We start from the raw sequence: 18,997 nt of genomic DNA, 5'->3' as shown, positions 1-18,997 counted from the left end.
TAATTTACGTTAACAATGCCTTTTTGATACATTGAAGAATGTTAGTTTTTCATTGTGAAATCAGTTTAAAAACCAATCTAATATGAACGAAAAGAGAATCTATTTTTTCTTTATGGTAATGCTGCTTTGTGTACAAGTGGCAAAGGCTCAAAACCAAGTTACTGGTACAGTACACGATGAAAGCGGATTGCCTCTACCGGGGGCGAATGTTGTGGAAAAGGGAACTACAAACGGTGTTACGGCAGATTTTGATGGTATTTACGCTATTGAGGTAGCAGATTCTTCTTCAGTTCTACAAGTATCATACGTCGGATATGTAACGAAAGAAGTGACCGTTGGGTCACAATCAACAATTGCTGTTATTCTCTCAGAGGATGCGGCCCAGTTGGACGAAGTTGTGGTTGTAGCTTACGGTACGGTTAAAAAATCAGATTTGACAGGTGCTGTTGCTTCTATTAAGACTGATGAAATCAATGCTACGCCATCGGTGCGTTTAGATGATGCTCTGAGGGGAAAGGTTTCGGGCGTACAAATTATACCTACTTCCTCCCAACCAGGTGCAGCTGCATCGATACGAATTCGGGGTACAAATTCCATTAGTGGTAACAGTTCACCATTGTTCGTAATCGATGGATTGATAGGGGCTGGAAATTCTTCCGATATCAATGTACTTGATATAGAGTCCGTTGAGGTTTTAAAAGATGCCTCGGCCACGGCCTTGTATGGGTCAAGGGGGTCTGCTGGCGTAGTGCTTATTACTACCAAAAGAGGTAAAGCCGGTCAATCAAAATTCACATATGATGCTTATACTACTTTTCAATCGCCCACACGCTTTTTAGATGTACTCAATGGGGCCGAATTTGCCGATTGGCAAAATGAAGTTCAGGGTACCGAAGCTTATCCGAATCCTGCATCTTTTGGAGAGGGAACCAATTGGCAAGAGGAGGTGTATCGCAATGGTGCACCAATGACAAGTCATACCCTATCGGCTTCGGGGGGAAATGAAAAAGCGCAATACTTTGTTTCTGGTAATTATTTTAATCAAGATGGTATTTTTAGGGGGAGTAACTTAGAAAGATATCAGCTGCGAATGAACGGGGATTATCGATTGAATAAAATGCTCAAAGTCGGCAATTCGGTAACCATTTCAAGAAACTCACAGGTGCCAAGAAGCAGTAATATCATTAATATTGCGGGCTGGTTCCCTAGGTTACCCGTTATAGATGAAAATGGCGAATATACGATTCAGACGGCTAGTGCCGAGCTTAATGCAGAGAACCCGGTGGGCAACGGGGCCAAAAATATCAATTTGGATACTAGGACAAGAATATTGGGAACGGTTTATGCCGAATTGGAACCGATTAAAAATTTGAAATACAAGTTTAATTTCGGTACAGACCTTTCTCTGGACAAGAGCGAGAATTATGCGCCATCTACGCTTTTCGCCCAGAGAAATGATGGAGGTACAGGAACTATTGAAAATTCTGAATATTTAAGTGTTTTGGTCGAACAGACCTTGACCTACAATACGTCTTTTGGAGACCATGATATGGATGGACTTTTTGGGTATACCAGGCAACGGATTTTTAATTCTGGAAGCGTTGTGCAAACGAAAGGCTTTACTACTGACTTTTTCGAGTATAACAACATAGATGCGGGATCGGAGAGGTCGGGAGCCAGTTCATTTGCAAATGAATTTGGGGTTGAATCCTTTCTGTTCCGTTTGAACTACGGGTACAAAGGTAAATACAGAATTACCCTGAACGGCAGGGTAGACGGATCTTCCAATTTTGCAAAAGATAGTAAATGGGGAACTTTTCCTTCCGTTGCGGTAGCATGGAATGCCGGTAGAGAAGAATTTGTTGAGAATTTAAAAATTTTCGATGACCTTAAATTCAGGGCCAGTTATGGTAGACTAGGTAATCCTGCCTCGGGTGGCACTTCATTAGCAAGATTAGGTGCAGGCTTTACCTACCTTTTCGGGAATGGTGGTGATATTACAAATGGGATTGGATTAAATAGGTTGGGAAATGATCAATTGAAGTTTGAAACTACCGATCAATTAGATTTGGGTATAGATACTTCTTTTTTCAATGATCGACTGCAAGTTACTTTAGATTATTACCATAAAGAAACGAACGACCTCTTTACCGATCAAGAAATTCTGTGGTTGGCCGGTGTTCCAAATGCCATTATTCCTACGAATTTTGGTACTATTGAGAACTCGGGGTTTGAACTTTTTGTGAATTCTATTAACGTCGACAAAGGTGACTTCAGATGGGATACGAGTTTCAATATATCAACGAATAAGAACATTGTGGTGTCCATTCCCGATGAAGATGGTGAACTTTTGATAAACCGTTTTGGTGGGGTCTTGAATCAGCCGTCTGCTGTAATTAAAGAAGGGGAACCCATTGGGTCGTTTTATGGATATATCCGAAATGGTATTTGGAATGATCAAGCGGAAATTGATGCCGCTGGAGTAGAGGGTAGAGGCGTTTTCCCCGGAGGTAAACGTTTTGAGGATATTAGTGGGCCAGACGGCGTGCCTGATGGTGTGATCGATGCTGATGATCAAACCATAATAGGGAACCCCCATCCTGAGTTGTTCGGTGGTATCAATAATACTTTTACCTATAAAGGATTAGAGTTTTCGATGTATTGGTCCTTCGTTTTGGGGAACGATATTTTTAATGAGACAGATTCTAGAATTAATACGGCTTTTGATAATAATGTGAGTGGGATGTTCGCGAATAGATGGACACCCGACAATACCGATACTAACGTGCCTTCGGTAAGAGGTGTTTTTAGAACAGAGGTCGTGCCAGAAACGGGAATCATTGAAGATGGCTCATTTCTTCGTTTACGTAATATAAGTTTAGGATACAATATTCCTACGAAATATGTGCCGGTGTTTCAAAATGCAAAGGTTTATGTAAGTGGTACCAATTTATTATTGTTCGATAATTACAGCGGTTATGATCCAGAGATTAACAGAGGAAATGAAAATGCTCGAAGAGGATATGATCAAGCGCAGGATCCGTCGGTCCGTTCGTTCACCCTTGGTTTAAGTTTGACCTTTTAAAAAATAAAGCGATGAAAAAAATAATACTTATCATTCTAATGATATTTATGGGGCTAACGTCTTGTGATGATATCATTACCGAAAAACCTATAGACTTTTTGGTTCCTGGAAGTTTTCCTGCTAATGAACAAGATGCAATGGCAGCAACAACAGCCGCCTATACACGCTTGCATAGTAGTATTATCTCATTTTACTATGGTTTTACCCCTAGTGATATTGCTTTTCAAGGGCAGCACAATATGCGGCCGGTATCGTGGTTTTTGGATCTTAATGCCAACAATGGCGATGCCACGGCCATGTGGCAACAGAATTTTCAAGGTATTGCCCTAGCCAATACCGTGATTCAATTTGTGCCCGATGTTGAAATGAACGATGAAGCGCTTCAAGAACGATTGATTGCAGAAGCTAAGTTTTTGAGGGCATTCTATTATTTTGAATTGGTGAGAGTTTATGGAGGAGTTCCCATAATTAACGAGGTTGTTATAAATACCGAAGATTTGATTGGTATAACGCGCAATTCTGTTGAAGAGGTGTATGTGCTTATCGAACAAGATCTTACCGAGGCTCTTGCGGTGTTGCCGAACGATTACGTTGGAGAAGATTTGGGCAGGGCGACAAAATGGGCGGCTACCGCCTTATTGGCAAAGGTTCATTTAACACAGGGTGAATGGAAGGAAGCTAGTACTCGGACGCAGCAAGTAATTGCTTCGGGTATGTTCGGGCTGGTTGCCGATTATAATAGCTTGTGGAGCCAAAATGCAGAATATGTTCCCATGCCCGACAAAAATGGCAATTTGGTAAACGAGATTGTTTTTGATATACAATTCGAACAAAACGAGCGCAATGATTTTAAACAGAGTTGGACAGCTTCTAGAGACACCGAAATTGTGGGAGCTACAAATGCTGTTGGCGGTGGATGGGAAAATATGCTTCCCACGACCGATTATTTGGCCATGTTTGAAGTGGGAGATCTTAGAAAGGATATTAGTTATGTAACTGAGTTGAATGGTAACATTTTGGAGTCCCCGAGAACACCTGGTGCCGGACCCATCTCTGGGAAATATCTTAATGCCGATGGTGATCCTCCAAAGAGCAACAATGGAAGTCAAAATACCTATGTAATTCGGTATTCCGATGTGCTTTTGATGAAAGCTGAGGCCGAAAATGAATTGAATGGACCTTCTGGAGCCTACCAGTTTATAAATCAAGTTAGGGATCGAGCGGGCCTGTCGCCCTTGGCCGCACTTGATCAAGCATCCTTTAGGCAAGCTATACGGAAAGAGCGCGCGACCGAACTCGGTTTTGAAGGGCATAGAAAATTTGATTTGTTGAGATGGGGTGTTTTTGTCGAAACGATACGCAATGTTAACGATACGCATATGGAAACACCGGCTGCCAATATTCAGGAGCATCATGTTTTATTACCCGTACCCGCAAGAGAAAGGGAAATTTCTGAAGGAAGTTTAACCCAGAATCCAGGGTACTAAAAGTGGGTCAATGCATTGCAAATTTGATTGAATTTACGCTCAATAGAGCGGTGAAATCGATAAAGTCTGTAGTATGGCCGGATAATCGTTGATGCAATTTTAAATAGGTTGTTAGCCATAATATATTGAGAATAGTCTAAATAGAATACATATGAATTATTTCAGGTATGTAGTTTTTGTTCTTTGTCCTTTTGTCTTTTTTGGATGCAAGGATGAGCAAGCTAAAGAAGAAAAAACAAATAAAAAGCCCAATGTCGTTTTTATTCTAGTTGATGACCTTGGGCTAATGGATTTAAGTGTTACAGGCAGTACGTTTTATGAGACCCCGAACGTAGACCGTATCGCCAATGAAGGCATGATGTTTACACAAGGGTATGCGGCGAGTAGGGTATGCAGTCCTTCACGAGCCAGTCTTATGACTGGGAAGTTCACGGCACGCCATGGGATTACCGATTGGATTGGTGCAGCCTCGGGCACCGCATGGCGGGCTTACAATAGGCATGATATGTTACTTCCGGCCGAGTATGTACATAACTTGCCAGCAAACGACGTTACCATAGCCGAAGCCATGAAAAAGGCAGGATATAAAACCTTCTTCTCTGGAAAATGGCATTTGGGCAAAGAAGGTTCCTATCCTGAAGATCATGGTTTTGACATTAACAAAGGAGGTTGGGACAAAGGAAGCCCGATGGGCGGTTATTTTTCGCCATGGGATAACCCTAAACTTCCGAATAAAGAGAAAGGGGAAAACCTAACCATGCGCTTGGCCAACGAAACGGCAGATTTTATCGAGCAGCATAAAGATTCTACTTTTTTTGCTTTTCTTTCCTTTTATGCTGTGCACGGACCGATACAGACTTCGGAGCAAAAATGGCAAAAGTATAGGGACAAAGCTGAAGATCAAGGAATAGAAGATCATGGGTATGAGATGGAACGTGTATTGCCCATCCGACAAGTTCAAGACAATCCTATTTATGCGGGATTGGTCGAAAGCATGGATGATGCCGTGGGTGTCGTGTTAAAAGCTTTAAAGGATTCGGGGCTGGAAGAAAATACGATAGTAGTATTTACATCCGACAATGGGGGCGTGGCCTCAGGTGACGCATTCTCTACGTCGAACCTTCCGTTGAGAGGAGGCAAGGGATATCAGTGGGAAGGTGGCATCCGCGAACCTTATTTTATTAAAGTACCTTGGCTAAAGAACGGAGGGTCTCAAAGTGATTTTCCGGTAATCGGCACCGATTTTTATCCCACACTTCTAGATTTTGCAGGTGTAGATTTGATGCCGCAACAGCATATCGACGGGGTGAGCCTTAAACCAATTTTAGAAGGAAAAGAAATGAACGTTGATCGACCGCTTTTCTGGCACTATCCCCACTATGGTAACCAAGGGGGCAATCCGTCATCGGTCATTCGGGAGAAGAACTGGAAATTGATTCACTATTGGGAAGATGATAGCGAAGAACTTTATGACCTCGCTTCTGATGGTAGCGAGCAATCTAACGTCATAAATGCAAATCCTGAAGTTGCAAAGAAAATGAGCAAGAAATTGTTGAGTTGGCTACAGGAGGTCGGAGCTAACATGGCAACAAAAGATCCAGAATTTGACGCCAAGCTAGCAGAAGAAAGGCATGAAAATATTGTAAACGAGAAGTGGCCCGCTTTGGAAGCGCAACGCCTCGAATTTCTATCCGATGATTTTAAGCCCAATGAAGATTGGTGGGGGAGCAAAGTGACAAAAGATTAAATGGGATAAAGGTGATACCTTGTTTTGGTGTCAGTTCACATAAACAAATGTACCCCAGAAAACAATACGCAAGAGATTCTCGGCGGCCTCAGTCCTGAGAAAGGCGTAGGCCCTTTTCATTTGAGTTTTAACGGTATTAATAGAGATGCCTTGGGTTTCGGCTATTTCTGCATAACTCTGCCCGTTAAGAATGGCAGAAATAAATATTTGTCTTCTGCTTTCAGGTAATTTATTTAATAGAGCCAGTACCTTGCCATTGGAATGGGGGGCTCCCAAAACTTTCGGATCTTCGTAAACTATGGGCTTTAAATCGTGTAATATTGATTTCTCTTTTTTTGCTTTTTCCAGCGAAAGCAGGCTCAAATTCTTTACAGCGCGAATTGCATATGCTTTAAATGAAATTGTGATTGAAATCGTTGTTCTTCGTTGCCAGTAGGAAATAAAAAAATCTTGCACGATATCTTTGGCAGCTTCCTTGTCTTTTAAAATTCCAAAAGAAATCAAACACAGTAATGAATAGTGCTCTTTAAAGAGCTGTTCTAATTCATCGGCATCATTTTTTTGGTGTAATGGCATTGTGTTTTTCCTAGGATTGAACTCGCTAAATTATGGAATGGGTAATTGTACTATCTGTTGATTTAAGCTTCCAATTATAGTAATTTAATTTCATTTAATAAGAAATTTTGTCAAATTGTTAAAAAAAGATAATTTTTTGTCACCCTAATTCGGTTTTATGACAACTTATAATAAAACACCTTATAATGACGGGGATAGCAAAGTTAAAATCCGTTTTGAAAAGTATTCAAGATGCTCCAACATTGGAGAACGAAGTACTTGAAGGCTTGACCAAAAGTGAACGTGAAATTGTCGATACACTTTATCATGAAGATTTGCTGTCTGAAGCGTTGGATTTTTTAGAAGATTTGGATTCAGAAGAGGAATGGAGTCACCTTTTGCAAAAAATAAATGCTTCTAAAAAGCGGGTAGTTCCCTTTTGGAAACCACTTCTAAAGTATGCTGCCATTTTTGTAGGCTTAATGGCAATCGGTTACACAGTCTATCAAAATCAAAATATTAAAAACGAAATTCCGATTTCCGAAACTGCCATCAAATTAAAAATGGGAGGTGATGAGGTCAAAGTTATCAAAGAGGGGGAAAGCCAACAAATTATTTCCACTTCGGGCAAAGTACTGGGTGTACAAAAAGGCAATAAAATAAGTTATAGCGCCGATTCGGAAATGGACGAATTGGTATATAATGAATTGGAAATTCCTTTTGGAAAAATTTTCGATGTTGAATTGTCCGATGGTACGTTGGTTCATCTTAATTCGGGAACGAAGATGAGGTATCCTGTCAAATTCTTAAACAAAGGGAAGCGGGAAGTTTTTATAGAAGGCGAAGCATATTTTAAAGTGGCCAAAGACGTCGCACATCCTTTTGTTGTACATGCGGAAGAAGTGGCCGTTGAAGTACTAGGTACCGAATTTAATTTATCATCCTATAAAGAAGATGCCGAGATTAAGACCGTATTGGTCGAAGGTTCAGTGAATATGTCCAATACATTGGTTCCAGCTGACAATGTAGTGCTGGTTCCAGGTAAAAAAGGTGCTTGGAATAAAGAGTCACATCATACTACTACAGAGGATGTCGATGTAACCCTGTACACCGGATGGATTAAGGGGGAGCTGGTTTTTAAGAATACCTCATTTTCTAAGATGGCAAAAAAGTTAGAGCGTAGTTATAATATTACCATTCAGAATAACAATACACTCCTAGGGGATAAAATTTTCAATGCCCATTTTCATGTGAACATAGAGAGTATCGAAGATGTCATGAAATCTATAGGGGAAATATACTCTTTTGGGTATACTATAAAAGAGGGAAAAATAACGATAGATTAACAAATTAAATGAATTCAAATAATCCTAATGCCTATGCTTTGACTTTTGTAATGTAATAAAAAAGTTCAAAAAAAATCGGAAAATGCTTGAGACCATTTCCCGATTTAAGAACAATTAATTAAACGACCTTTTCAAAATCATTTAATCAAACCAAAACTATGAAAAAAATATTTACGGGGATGTTGCTACATAGGCATATCCCTAAATTCGACTTGAAAATGAAACTGACTACCTTCTTACTTATAGTTTCGTTATTCGAAATTCAAGCAAACTCCTACGCACAGGGTACGAAATTGACTTTGAATTTAGAAAATGCTAGTATTGAACAAATTTTTGATGAGATAGAGAGCATTTCTGAGTTTCGTTTTCTATATGAAAGTGCCCAGATAGATCTTAATCGAAAAGTAACCCTTCGTATTGAGGGAAAGAAAATAGCGGATGTACTGGCATTGCTTTTTGACCACACAAATATTGCTTATAAAACACGTAATCGACAAGTCATTCTTACCAGAAAGGCTATGAATCGCGCAGCACCCCTGAAGGTATCGGGGTCTGCTCTTGACGAAGAAAGTTCGGTGCAAAGCCAAATTACTGGCGTAGTAACAGATGCCGATGGAGCACCTTTACCGGGGGCCAATATTTTAGAGAAGGGTACGACCAATGGTACCCAAACCGATTTTGATGGAAAATTTGTATTGGATATTGCTGACGATAGTGCTGTTTTGGTGATTTCTTATATAGGCTTCGCTACTAAAGAAGTATCTGTAAATGGGCAATCGAACATTACCATAGGCTTGATCGAAGATGCTGCAGGTTTGGAGGAAGTGGTAGTTGTTGGTTATGGAACGGTCCGAAAGAAAGATCTTACCGGGTCTGTTGCCTCTGTAAAAGGCACAGATCTAGAAAAAACACCGACCAATACTTTTGTACAGGCATTACAAGGAAAGGCCTCTGGGGTTGATATTAGGGCTGCTTCCAATGCACCGGGTGGTGGCATTAGAATTAGGGTAAGGGGTACGAATTCAATCAACGCTTCCAGTCAGCCGCTTTATGTAGTTGATGGTTTTCCGATTGATAATGGTAATACTACGCCAGAAGCTGGGGGTAACAGAGCTTCGGCAAGTGATCCGCTAACGAGTATTAGTCCTGCAGAAATAGCCTCTATTCAAGTGTTGAAAGATGCTTCCGCGACTGCGATTTATGGGGCAAGAGGAGCGAATGGCGTTGTTATAGTTACTACTAAAAGAGGGGGAATTGGCAAAGCTAAAATAGATTTCGAGTATTCCACAAGTATCAGTTCGGTAAGGAAAAAGCTGGATTTGGCAAATGCCGAAGAGTTGGCCATTTTGACTAATGAATGGGCTATCAACAACAATCAGCCGCTTATATACGATGGAGTGAATAAACCTTTTCCAGAGGATTTGGGCGAGGGAACAGATTGGCAAGACCAGATTTTTAGAAGTGCGATTACCAATAATTATAATCTTACCGTTTCAGGGGGCCGCGAAGGCACACGGTATTTGGTTTCCGGTAACTACATGGATCAAGATGGAATCATCATTGAATCAAACTTTAAAAGGGCAGGCCTAAAATTCAACCTTGACCAAGATTTGGGCAAAAGGTTGAAATTTGGTATGAATGCCAACATTACTAGAACTATTAATGATGCTGTTGATTCCGATGGAGGGGGATATCAGAATGATACGCCGCTATGGAATGCCTTGGCGACCACTCCGGTAATCCCCGTTACCGATAGCGAGGGTAATTATGTGCATAACCATGATGAAACCGTAAAGGTACTTGAAAATCCAGTTTCCATTGCTAAAACACGAACCGATATTACATATGCTACCCGGGTTCTTAGTAATGCTTTTTTACAATATCAGCTGTTCAACGGTTTGTCTTTTAAAGCTAATTTTGGCGCTGACCTGATTAATTCGAAACGGAATGCCTATACGCCCACAACGGCTGAAACGCAGGCATTGCCCAATAAAGGCATAGCTTCGGTCGGTAATGTACAGCGAACCAATTTATTGGCGGAATACACATTTAATTATAACAGGTCTTTCGGAGATCGGCATCGCTTAGATGCCGTTATAGGCTATACTTACCAAAACAATAAGTTGGAAAGTGTTTTTTCCCGTACCGATGACTTTTTCACTGATTTAGTGGAATTTAATAATCTAGAACTTGGTTCCGATCCGCGGCCATCTAAAAGTGGTGCTACCAAAACCGCATTACTGTCATATTTGGGAAGGGTTAACTATGTATTCGCCGATAAGTATATTGCTACGGCCTCTATTCGTAGAGATGGGTCCTCTAAATTCGGGACTGGTAAAAAATGGGGCGTCTTTCCTTCGGGAGCGATAGCATGGCGATTGGTGGAAGAAGATTTTATTAAAAATCTCAATGTTTTCAGTGCACTTAAATTGAGGGGTAGTTATGGTTTGACTGGTAACGAATCTATTGGGGCCTATAACTCACTGGCCCTTTATGCGGCAACAAATCAACCTATAATCGGGGGCGTACCTGTAGTAGGGCTTGCTCCCAATCGAATCAATAATCCCGATTTAAAATGGGAGCGTACAAAACAGACCGATGTGGGTCTCGAAATGGGCCTTTTCGAAGGGAGATTAAATTTGGAGGCGGGCTATTATGTAAAAACCACCGAAGATCTTTTATTGAGTGTCGCCATACCTACCCAATCGGGCTATACGACCAGCGTACAGAACATAGGTAAGGTTGAAAATAGGGGATTTGAGTTTGACCTCGGAATGAATCATACTTTTGGAAAACTCACTTGGAATTCGAATTTTAATATTTCTTTTAATCGGAATAAACTATTGGAACTTCCGGAAGGCACTGATGAATTAATCAATGGAATTGGTAGGGGAGAAACCGCTTATGGGCAATCCATCGCACAAGTCGGCAAACCGCTAGGCCAATTCTTTGGCTATCGCTTTGATGGTATTTGGGAATCTGAAGAAGAAATCGTTGCCGGTGGTAACTCCGTCGGTGGTGTAAATAGGGTTGGACTACCAAAATATAGGGATCTGAACGGAGACGGCTTCAATCGTAATTTAGATGATAAGGAGGTGGTGGGTGATCCCAATCCCGATTTTATATATGGATTTACCAATTCATTTGCTTTCAAGAATTTAAATCTTTCCATTTACATAAACGGAAGTCAAGGGAATGACCTGGCAAACATGAATACCATAGGGTTGTTTGCCCAGCCTCAAAAACACAATGTATTGCAAAAAGCATTTGACGAGCGATGGCAAGGTCCGGGAACGGGCAACACGATCGAGGCTCCTCTCACCAATGCGGGTGAGTGGAAAAATTTTAGTGATAGAAACGTAGAAGATGGGTCTTATTTACGAGTAAAAACCATAAACCTTTCGTATAACTTACCCATTGATGAACTTGGTCTAGACTGGTGCAGAAGTGCACAGTTATTTATTGCTGCCGACAACTTGATTACGGTAACAAATTATTCCGGTTTTGATCCAGAAGTAGATTTATACGCCTCGAACAACGTTAGTTTCGGGGTTGACAATGGTGCTTACCCTTCGTCTCGAAGTTTTAGGATTGGAATGAAATTGGGCTTTTAATATAACGAGAAAAATATCATGAAAAATATAAAATATATAACTAGTGTAATGATGTCTTTCGCGCTGTGGTTGACATCTTGTGAAAGTGCGTTGGAAGAAAATCCGGCGGGAAACATAAGTATTGCAAATTTCTATTCTTCTGAAGATGATGCGTTAGCCGGCTTGTACGGCGTCTATAATTCTGTATATAGTTTATATGGCAATACCGCCATAAATTATGGAGAAGTAAATGCCGACAATGCAACTGTATCACCAAATGTTTCCGATTTATTCGAGTGGGATGAGTTTACATATAGCAATGAACTTACCGAAGGGTTTTGGCGATCTGCTTATGATGGCATTAACTTGGCCAATGAAGTAGCATTGTATACTGCTGAAATTGATTTGGATGAAGGAAAAAAGGCCGATATTGTATCTGAAGCCAAAGCCCTCCGCGCACTTTTTTATTGGCATTTGGTTCGTGTATTGGGCGGAGTGCCCATTTATGAGATTCCAACGATAGGTTTTGATGCGGTCGATACACCTAGATCTTCGGTCGATGAAGTATACACCGTAATTCTGCGCGATTTAACCGAAGCAGCTTTAGAACTGCCCACTACGAGTTCGGCTGGCAGGTTAAACGCCCATATTGCAGATGCCTTGCTGGCGAGAATATACCTTTACAGAAATGATTTTCCGAATGCCTTGGTCCACGCCAAAAGAGTAATTGATTCAGGCGCATATGATCTTTTTGAAGATTATGCCCATGCTTTCAAAACAGAATATAATAATGGTGTCGAGCACATTTATCAAATTCAATATCTAAGTGGTGAAAGGAATAACCCGATACCGGGTAGATTCGGTCCCCGTGCACTTCCTGGTCAATACGGAAATTCATTTTGGGCCAATACGGTTGTGGGAGGTTCAATTGCACCTAGTGCTGAGTTCAATGCCGAAAACCCAATATCCTATAGAAGGTCAGTAACCATAGCCGATAGTTATGAACATATAGATGGGGTTACTGGCACGATAACTATGGAAGATGCATATGGCCCAGGTGTTTACCCTTTCTATGTAAGCAAATTCGATGATCGGGCAAATGAATTGCAGTCTGGGGTTAATTTTAATGTTATCCGCTATGCCGATATTCTATTAATTGCAGCAGAGGCTTCAAATGAGGTTGATTATGGCGATAGTCAAAAATATGTGTGGATTAACAAAGTGCGCGAAAGGGCACGAAATGGAGTAGCGACTGATCTTCCTGATTTGACAGGGCTATCACAGGACGATTTTAGAACTGCGGTACTCGAAGAAAGAAGATTTGAATTGGCGTTCGAAGGCCAAAGAGCGTGGGATTTAAAAAGGAGAGGGCAATTTTTGACCACTATGCGTGCACAGGGAAAAAATGTTGAAGATTTTAAGTTATTATTTCCGATACCTGACAATCAAGTTCGATTGAACCCGAATTTGACCCAAAATACAGGATGGTAGATAGTTAAGACTTGGTGTTTGTATATATAGTGCGTTATGTAATATTATTTTGTTAGTTAGTTTATATTTGGTTGGGGAGATTTTTGCGTCTCTCTGACCAAGTATATTTTTGAAAGGAGATATTAATGTTAAATTGCGTATTCCCGAAGACTATATTTAATTGTTGAAATTTACTTTTAAATTTTACCCGATGCTTTAGAAGGCTATTTGTACACGTACAAAGAGAAAATATGAAATTAATCGTAAGTGGATTTTTCGCAATAAGCATGTTACTGAGCTGCGCTGAAAAATCAAAAAAATCGGAAGATCACTCCACCGCTCAAGAAACACCCAACATCATTCTCCTTATGGCCGACGATCAAGGCTGGGGCGATACGGGGTATAATGGGCACTCGCATCTCAAAACTCCAAATTTAGATAAGATGGCCGTCAACGGGGCGGTTTTTGAACGCTTCTATTCGGCATCGGCGGTATGTTCTCCCACTAGAGGTAGTGTGATGACCGGAAGACACCCTCTTCGCTATGGTATATGCACGGCCAATTGCGGCCATATAAAACCACAAGAAATTACGTTGGGCGAGATGGTCAAAGATGTGGGATACACTACGGGTCATTTTGGTAAATGGCACTTAGGCACCCTAACGCGTGATACTGTGGAAGCGAATCGAGGAGGGCGACCTAAATTCGATGCCGATTATGCCCCACCATGGGACCATGGTTTTGACGTTAGTTTTGTAACCGAATCGAAAGTTCCGACATGGAACCCCATGATTACTCCGCCGAAATCTTCGGGTGACGTAAACGGAGCGCTGGTGGAAGGTAAACCTTTCAATACTTCCTATTGGACCGGGCCTGGCCAAATAGAAACTGATAATTTAGAGGGTGATGACTCAAGAGTGATTATGGATCGGGCGATTCCTTTTATCGAGGAGGCGGTAAAAAGCAAAAAACCATTTTTGAGTATTATCTGGTTTCATACCCCACATTTACCGGTATTGACGAGTGATGAATATCGAAAGCCCTATGCTGAACTTTCCGAAGATCAGCAACATTATTATGGGGTTATTTCGGCTATGGATGAACAGGTCGGCCGTTTGCGCAATAAATTAAAAGCTTTGGGCATAGCCGAGAATACAGTTTTGTTCTATACAAGTGATAATGGTCCTGAAGGAAAATCGACCACTGGTAGAACGCAGGGAATTACCAAAGGATTGACAGGTAGAAAAAGAAGCCTACACGAAGGTGGAATCCGGGTTCCGGGGATTATAGAGTGGCAAGGCAGAATACAACCGAACACGAAAGTAGAAATCCCCTGTTTTACCTCTGATTATTTTCCGACGATAGCAAATATAATAGGAGTTGATTTAAAGAAAAATGGACGTCCGTATGACGGTATCGACATGCTTCCTATTGTACAGGGAAAGGTGAAAAAAAGATCCGAGCCTTTAGCTTTTGAGTTTCAGAAGCAAGCCGCACTGATGGATAATGAGTATAAGGTTTATAGTAATGACGAGGGGCAACATTTTGAGCTTTACAAAATCTCAAATGACCCAGAAGAACAAAATGACCTTGCTGGTAGTGAACCGGAAAGGCTAAGTGAAATGGTTTCCGTATGGCGCAAATGGAAAGCCTCTCAAATGAACAGTGCACAAGAAAATGATTATTAAAAAAATAGGCGGTCGGTATTCGTCGGCAGTTATTTCATAGTGACGATTATTAAATACTTTTCAGACATCATATAATTAAAAAAGAACATTTATGAGAATAACACATTTATTTTCCATCCTTTTAATACTGTTGGTTGCGTCTTGTAAGACTTCCGGGCCAGAGAAAGATAATAAAGTAGAAGAAAAACCCAACTTTGTTTTTTTGTTTGCCGATGATCAGACTTTTGAAAGTATCAGGGCACTTGGTTTTGACGAGGTTCATACCCCTAATTTAGACCGATTGGTAACTGGTGGTACTTCATTTACCCATGCCTACAATATGGGGGGCTGGAACGGCGCGATATGCGTGGCCTCGCGTGCCATGATAATTTCAGGCTCTTATATTTGGAATGCCCAGAAAAAAAGTGCCAAATGGGCTAAAGGCGATACCACGGCCTTAAACCAAACTTGGAGCAGATTGTTGGAAAGGCAAGGCTACAATACGTATATGACCGGTAAATGGCATGTACAAGCCCCAGCCGACACTATTTTTAATGAAGCTCAACACATACGTCCGGGAATGCCGAGAGACCATGCGAACAAATTGGGCGCTGGCATTAAAAAGTGGAAAGAAGAATCGGGTGACATGAAAGATTGGAACGACTACATGCCTCTGGGTTATGGTCGACCCACAGGTCCGGACGATACAGAGTGGTCACCTACCGATACCTTGCAAGGTGGTTTTTGGGAAGGCGGAAAGCACTGGAGCGAAGTAGTGCGTGACGATGCCCTTTCCTTTATAGAAACGGCGAAGAAAAAAGAGGATCCCTTCTTCATGTATTTGGCCTTTAACGCGACTCACGATCCGAGACAGGCTCCTCAACGATTTTTAGATATGTATCCTTTGGAAGATATAGAAGTTCCTGAAAATTTCTTGCCGGAATATCCTTGGAAAGATGATATGGGAAATCCTCCTGGACTTAGGGATGAGGCCTTGGCTCCTTTTCCGAGAACCGAATATGCGGTTAAGGTACATCGTCGAGAATACTATGCCCTTTTAAGTCATATGGATGAGCAAATAGGAAAAGTGCTCGATGCCTTGGAAGCAAGCGGTAAAATAGACAATACTTATATCTTTTTTGGTGCAGACCACGGACTTTCAGTAGGTCATCACGGACTGATAGGAAAACAAAGTATGTTTGACCATAGCGTTCGTATACCCATGATGGTTGTCGGTCCTGGCATTCCAAAGGGTAAACTTTTAAATCAAGATGTCTATTTACAAGATATTATGGCCACCACTTTAGAATTGGCAAATGTTGATAAGCCCGATTATGTGCAGTTCAATAGCTTTATGGATATTATCAATGGGGACCGGAAAGAAAGTCATTACGATGGGGTATATGGAGCCTATATCAATGTTCAACGAATGATACGTAAAAATGGATTCAAACTTTTGGTCTATCCTAAAATTGAGAAAGTGCTTTTGTTCGATTTGGAAAATGACCCTAATGAAATGAACGATTTGGCAGATGATCCAGAGTACTCCGAAAAGGTCGAAACCTTATTTGCCGATTTGTTGGAGCTTCAAAAAACGATGGACGATGAATTGTCTTTACAAGAGATTTATGAGAAAGTAAAAAACAAGTCTTAAATCAATTTTATGTACAGAGTTTTTTTGACCTTCATCGCCGTGTTCTTTCTGGGTTGTAACGGACCTATAAAAACAAGTGTTGTTGGTGACCGTCCACCCAATATCTTGTTTATTCTAGTAGACGATTTGGGGAAGGAATGGGTGAGCGACTATGGTGCTGAAGATATAGTCACACCCAATATCGATAAACTTGCCGCCTCGGGAATGCAGTTCAACAATGTGTATTCGATGCCGCAATGTACGCCGTCGCGGGTAACCTTGTTGACTGGGCAGTATCCCTTTAGGCATGGTTGGGTTAATCATTGGGATGTTCCCCGTTGGGGCGGTGGTGCCCATTTTGATGAAACCGTTAATCCTTCCTTAGTTCAAGAAATGAGAAGGGCAGGCTATAAAACCTGCGTTGCTGGCAAATGGCAAATTGATGATTTTCGGGTAGAACCTGATGCCCTGACCAGAGCAGGTTTTGACGAATTCTGTATGTGGACCGGCTACGAGGCGGGGGTGGAACCTAGTGCTGAACGGTATTGGGACCCCTATATTTTTACAAAAGAGGGTAGTAGCACCTACACAGATGCCTTCGGACCAGATGTGTTTCGTGATTTTATCATTCAGTTCATGAAAGACAATAAGAAAGAACCAATGTTCATCTATTATCCCATGGTTTTGACACATACACCTTTTGTGGATACACCCGATGAGTCGGCTAACAATAATTTGGGCAAACATAAGGCCATGGTGCGGTACACCGATAAAATCGTTGGTGAGTTAATGGAGGCATTAAAAGGAAACCAATTGTTAGATAATACCATGGTGGTTTTTACTACCGATAACGGCACCACAGGGGCTATTACCGGCGGATATAAAGGCCGGAAGATAAAGGGAGGGAAAGCCAGTACGGTAGAGGCCGGAATTTGTGAACCTTTTATTATAAGTTGGCCCGGAAAGGTAAAAGCGAATCAAACATCTGATGCGTTAATCGACTTTACCGATATGCTTCCAACGTTTATTGATGTTGCCGGTGCCGCATCAACAAACAAATGGACTCAGCACAATGCATCGCAAATAATTGATGGTAAGTCTTTTAAAAATGTTTTGCTTGACAGTACCGAATCTGCACGCGAGTGGATTTTGGGAATGGGAGGGGGTAATAATGCGCGTCTTACTGCAAATGGTGTTGAGAACCAATATAATTTTAGGGATAGGGTACTGAGAAACAAAAAATACAAGCTATATATCAGTTCGAATCGAGCACCGGAAAAGTTTTTTGATTTAAAGGTTGACCCCTATGAGGAACATAACATTATCGATAGCTTGAACACTAAAGAGCGTACAACCAATTTTGAACGTTTAAAGCAAGTCTTAGAATCATTTCCTATAAAAGATAACGATCCGAAGTACCAATCAAACCCGGATCAAGAATGGGATGTTGAAATAACGGCCGAAAGCGAGCGTTGGAAAATATAATCTGGAAAATGTTTCAGTTGATGGGCAGATGGGGTAATAACTCCTATAATTTTGATTGCGGCTATTTGTTTCTTTGTGATTTGTAAATCACGTTTGATACCAGGCCAAGAATAATTAAAATAATGCCCAGTAGGCTCCATTGGGTATATACTTCGCCCAGCCACATAAAACCGATAAGTCCGGTAAAAAGTACTTCGAGATATTTGAATGGGGCTACAAGATTATTGGCGGCAATTTGAAAAGCTTTGGTCATATAAAGTTGTCCGATAAAACCAAAAATGCCGAGACCTATGAAGATGATCCAATCGGTTCCGATGGGGTTCTTCCAATACGGTATCATTAATAGCCCGCCGAATACTGTCGCGGTAAACATAAAGTAATTTATGATGACCACCGGGTGGTCACTATTGCCTATTTTGCTAATTGTAATGTAAACCAGACCGCTCAATATAGCTGCTGCCAAAATAAGCAAGAGGCCGATAGTACTGACATTGGTGTCCAGCCCTTTTAATACTAAAACGCCTGTAAAAGAGATTAGGAAGAAAAGCCATTGGGGAGCCCTTATTTTCTCTTTTAGTAAAAGGATGGCAAAAATAGCTGAAAATATTGGTGCTAGATAGCGTAATGAAACGGCGGTTCCCGCGGAAAGGTATTTCAACGACATAAAGAACAAGGTCATTGAGCTGGTACCAATTAAAGCTCGAAGTACCAAGAGTTTTCTTTTGTTACCGAGTACGGGAATTTTCAACCGGTATAAGATACCCATCGTCAATAAAAGTGAACCCAGGCCACGGAAGAATACAATCTCATAAACATTGTACTGTGCTAATTGTTTTACCGAAATATTCATTAAGGTAAATGCCAAGGCACTTATAATCATGTATTTCAGAACTTTTCTGATAATCATAGGCTCAGATTAAAAATAGGAT

11 protein-coding genes are annotated in these 18,997 nt (G+C 41.1%); 9 read left to right on the top strand and 2 right to left on the bottom strand.

What is annotated here, in order from left to right:
* Window positions 1–82 precede the first annotated feature (82 nt).
* The 3 genes from BLS33_RS11555 (at window position 83) to BLS33_RS11545 (ending at window position 6,319) form a co-directional block, all read left to right on the top strand.
* On the top strand, window positions 83–3,085 hold the full coding sequence (locus BLS33_RS11555; RefSeq protein ID WP_089888807.1) for a SusC/RagA family TonB-linked outer membrane protein: 3,003 nt from the start codon (window positions 83–85) through the stop codon (window positions 3,083–3,085).
* A gap of 11 nt (window positions 3,086–3,096) precedes the next feature.
* Window positions 3,097–4,572, top strand: coding sequence for a RagB/SusD family nutrient uptake outer membrane protein (locus tag BLS33_RS11550; protein WP_089888805.1), 1,476 nt, complete (start codon window positions 3,097–3,099; stop codon window positions 4,570–4,572).
* Window positions 4,573–4,723: 151 nt separating this feature from the next.
* Window positions 4,724–6,319, top strand: coding sequence for a sulfatase (locus BLS33_RS11545; protein ID WP_089888803.1), 1,596 nt, complete (start codon window positions 4,724–4,726; stop codon window positions 6,317–6,319).
* A gap of 30 nt (window positions 6,320–6,349) precedes the next feature.
* Here the strand turns inward: BLS33_RS11545 and BLS33_RS11540 are convergent, their stop codons facing one another.
* A complete protein-coding gene (locus BLS33_RS11540; RefSeq protein WP_089888801.1) occupies window positions 6,350–6,895 on the bottom strand; it encodes a sigma-70 family RNA polymerase sigma factor in 546 nt (181 codons plus the stop codon).
* 185 nt (window positions 6,896–7,080) lie between these two features.
* Between BLS33_RS11540 and BLS33_RS11535 the strand changes: the two genes are divergently transcribed.
* The 6 genes from BLS33_RS11535 to BLS33_RS11510 all read left to right on the top strand — a co-directional run bounded on the left by BLS33_RS11535 (window position 7,081) and on the right by BLS33_RS11510 (window position 18,068).
* A complete protein-coding gene (locus BLS33_RS11535; protein ID WP_089888798.1) occupies window positions 7,081–8,220 on the top strand; it encodes a FecR family protein in 1,140 nt (379 codons plus the stop codon).
* A gap of 158 nt (window positions 8,221–8,378) precedes the next feature.
* Window positions 8,379–11,834: a TonB-dependent receptor gene (locus tag BLS33_RS11530; RefSeq protein WP_089888796.1), complete on the top strand. Its 3,456-nt coding sequence runs from the start codon at window positions 8,379–8,381 to the stop codon at window positions 11,832–11,834.
* A gap of 18 nt (window positions 11,835–11,852) precedes the next feature.
* Window positions 11,853–13,304 carry a RagB/SusD family nutrient uptake outer membrane protein gene (locus BLS33_RS11525; RefSeq protein ID WP_089888794.1) on the top strand — a complete coding sequence of 484 codons (1,452 nt, stop codon included), beginning with the start codon at window positions 11,853–11,855 and terminating at the stop codon, window positions 13,302–13,304.
* A gap of 230 nt (window positions 13,305–13,534) precedes the next feature.
* The gene (locus BLS33_RS11520) at window positions 13,535–14,971 is read left to right on the top strand and encodes a sulfatase-like hydrolase/transferase (RefSeq protein WP_089888792.1); all 1,437 of its coding nucleotides are present in this window, start codon (window positions 13,535–13,537) and stop codon (window positions 14,969–14,971) included.
* A gap of 91 nt (window positions 14,972–15,062) precedes the next feature.
* Window positions 15,063–16,604 carry a sulfatase family protein gene (locus tag BLS33_RS11515; RefSeq protein WP_089888790.1) on the top strand — a complete coding sequence of 514 codons (1,542 nt, stop codon included), beginning with the start codon at window positions 15,063–15,065 and terminating at the stop codon, window positions 16,602–16,604.
* Window positions 16,605–16,613: 9 nt separating this feature from the next.
* Window positions 16,614–18,068 (top strand): sulfatase family protein, encoded by a 1,455-nt coding sequence (locus tag BLS33_RS11510; protein ID WP_089888787.1) that lies wholly within the window; start codon window positions 16,614–16,616, stop codon window positions 18,066–18,068.
* Between the two features lie 61 nt (window positions 18,069–18,129).
* Here the strand turns inward: BLS33_RS11510 and BLS33_RS11505 are convergent, their stop codons facing one another.
* Window positions 18,130–18,975 carry a DMT family transporter gene (locus BLS33_RS11505; RefSeq protein ID WP_089888784.1) on the bottom strand — a complete coding sequence of 282 codons (846 nt, stop codon included), beginning with the start codon at window positions 18,973–18,975 and terminating at the stop codon, window positions 18,130–18,132.
* Window positions 18,976–18,997 lie beyond the last annotated feature (22 nt).

Source organism: Kriegella aquimaris, assembly GCF_900103215.1.
GTDB lineage: Bacteria > Bacteroidota > Bacteroidia > Flavobacteriales > Flavobacteriaceae > Kriegella > Kriegella aquimaris.
The sequence above is the reverse complement of the archived record's forward strand: the minus strand, read 5'-3'. Positions and strand labels throughout refer to the sequence as shown.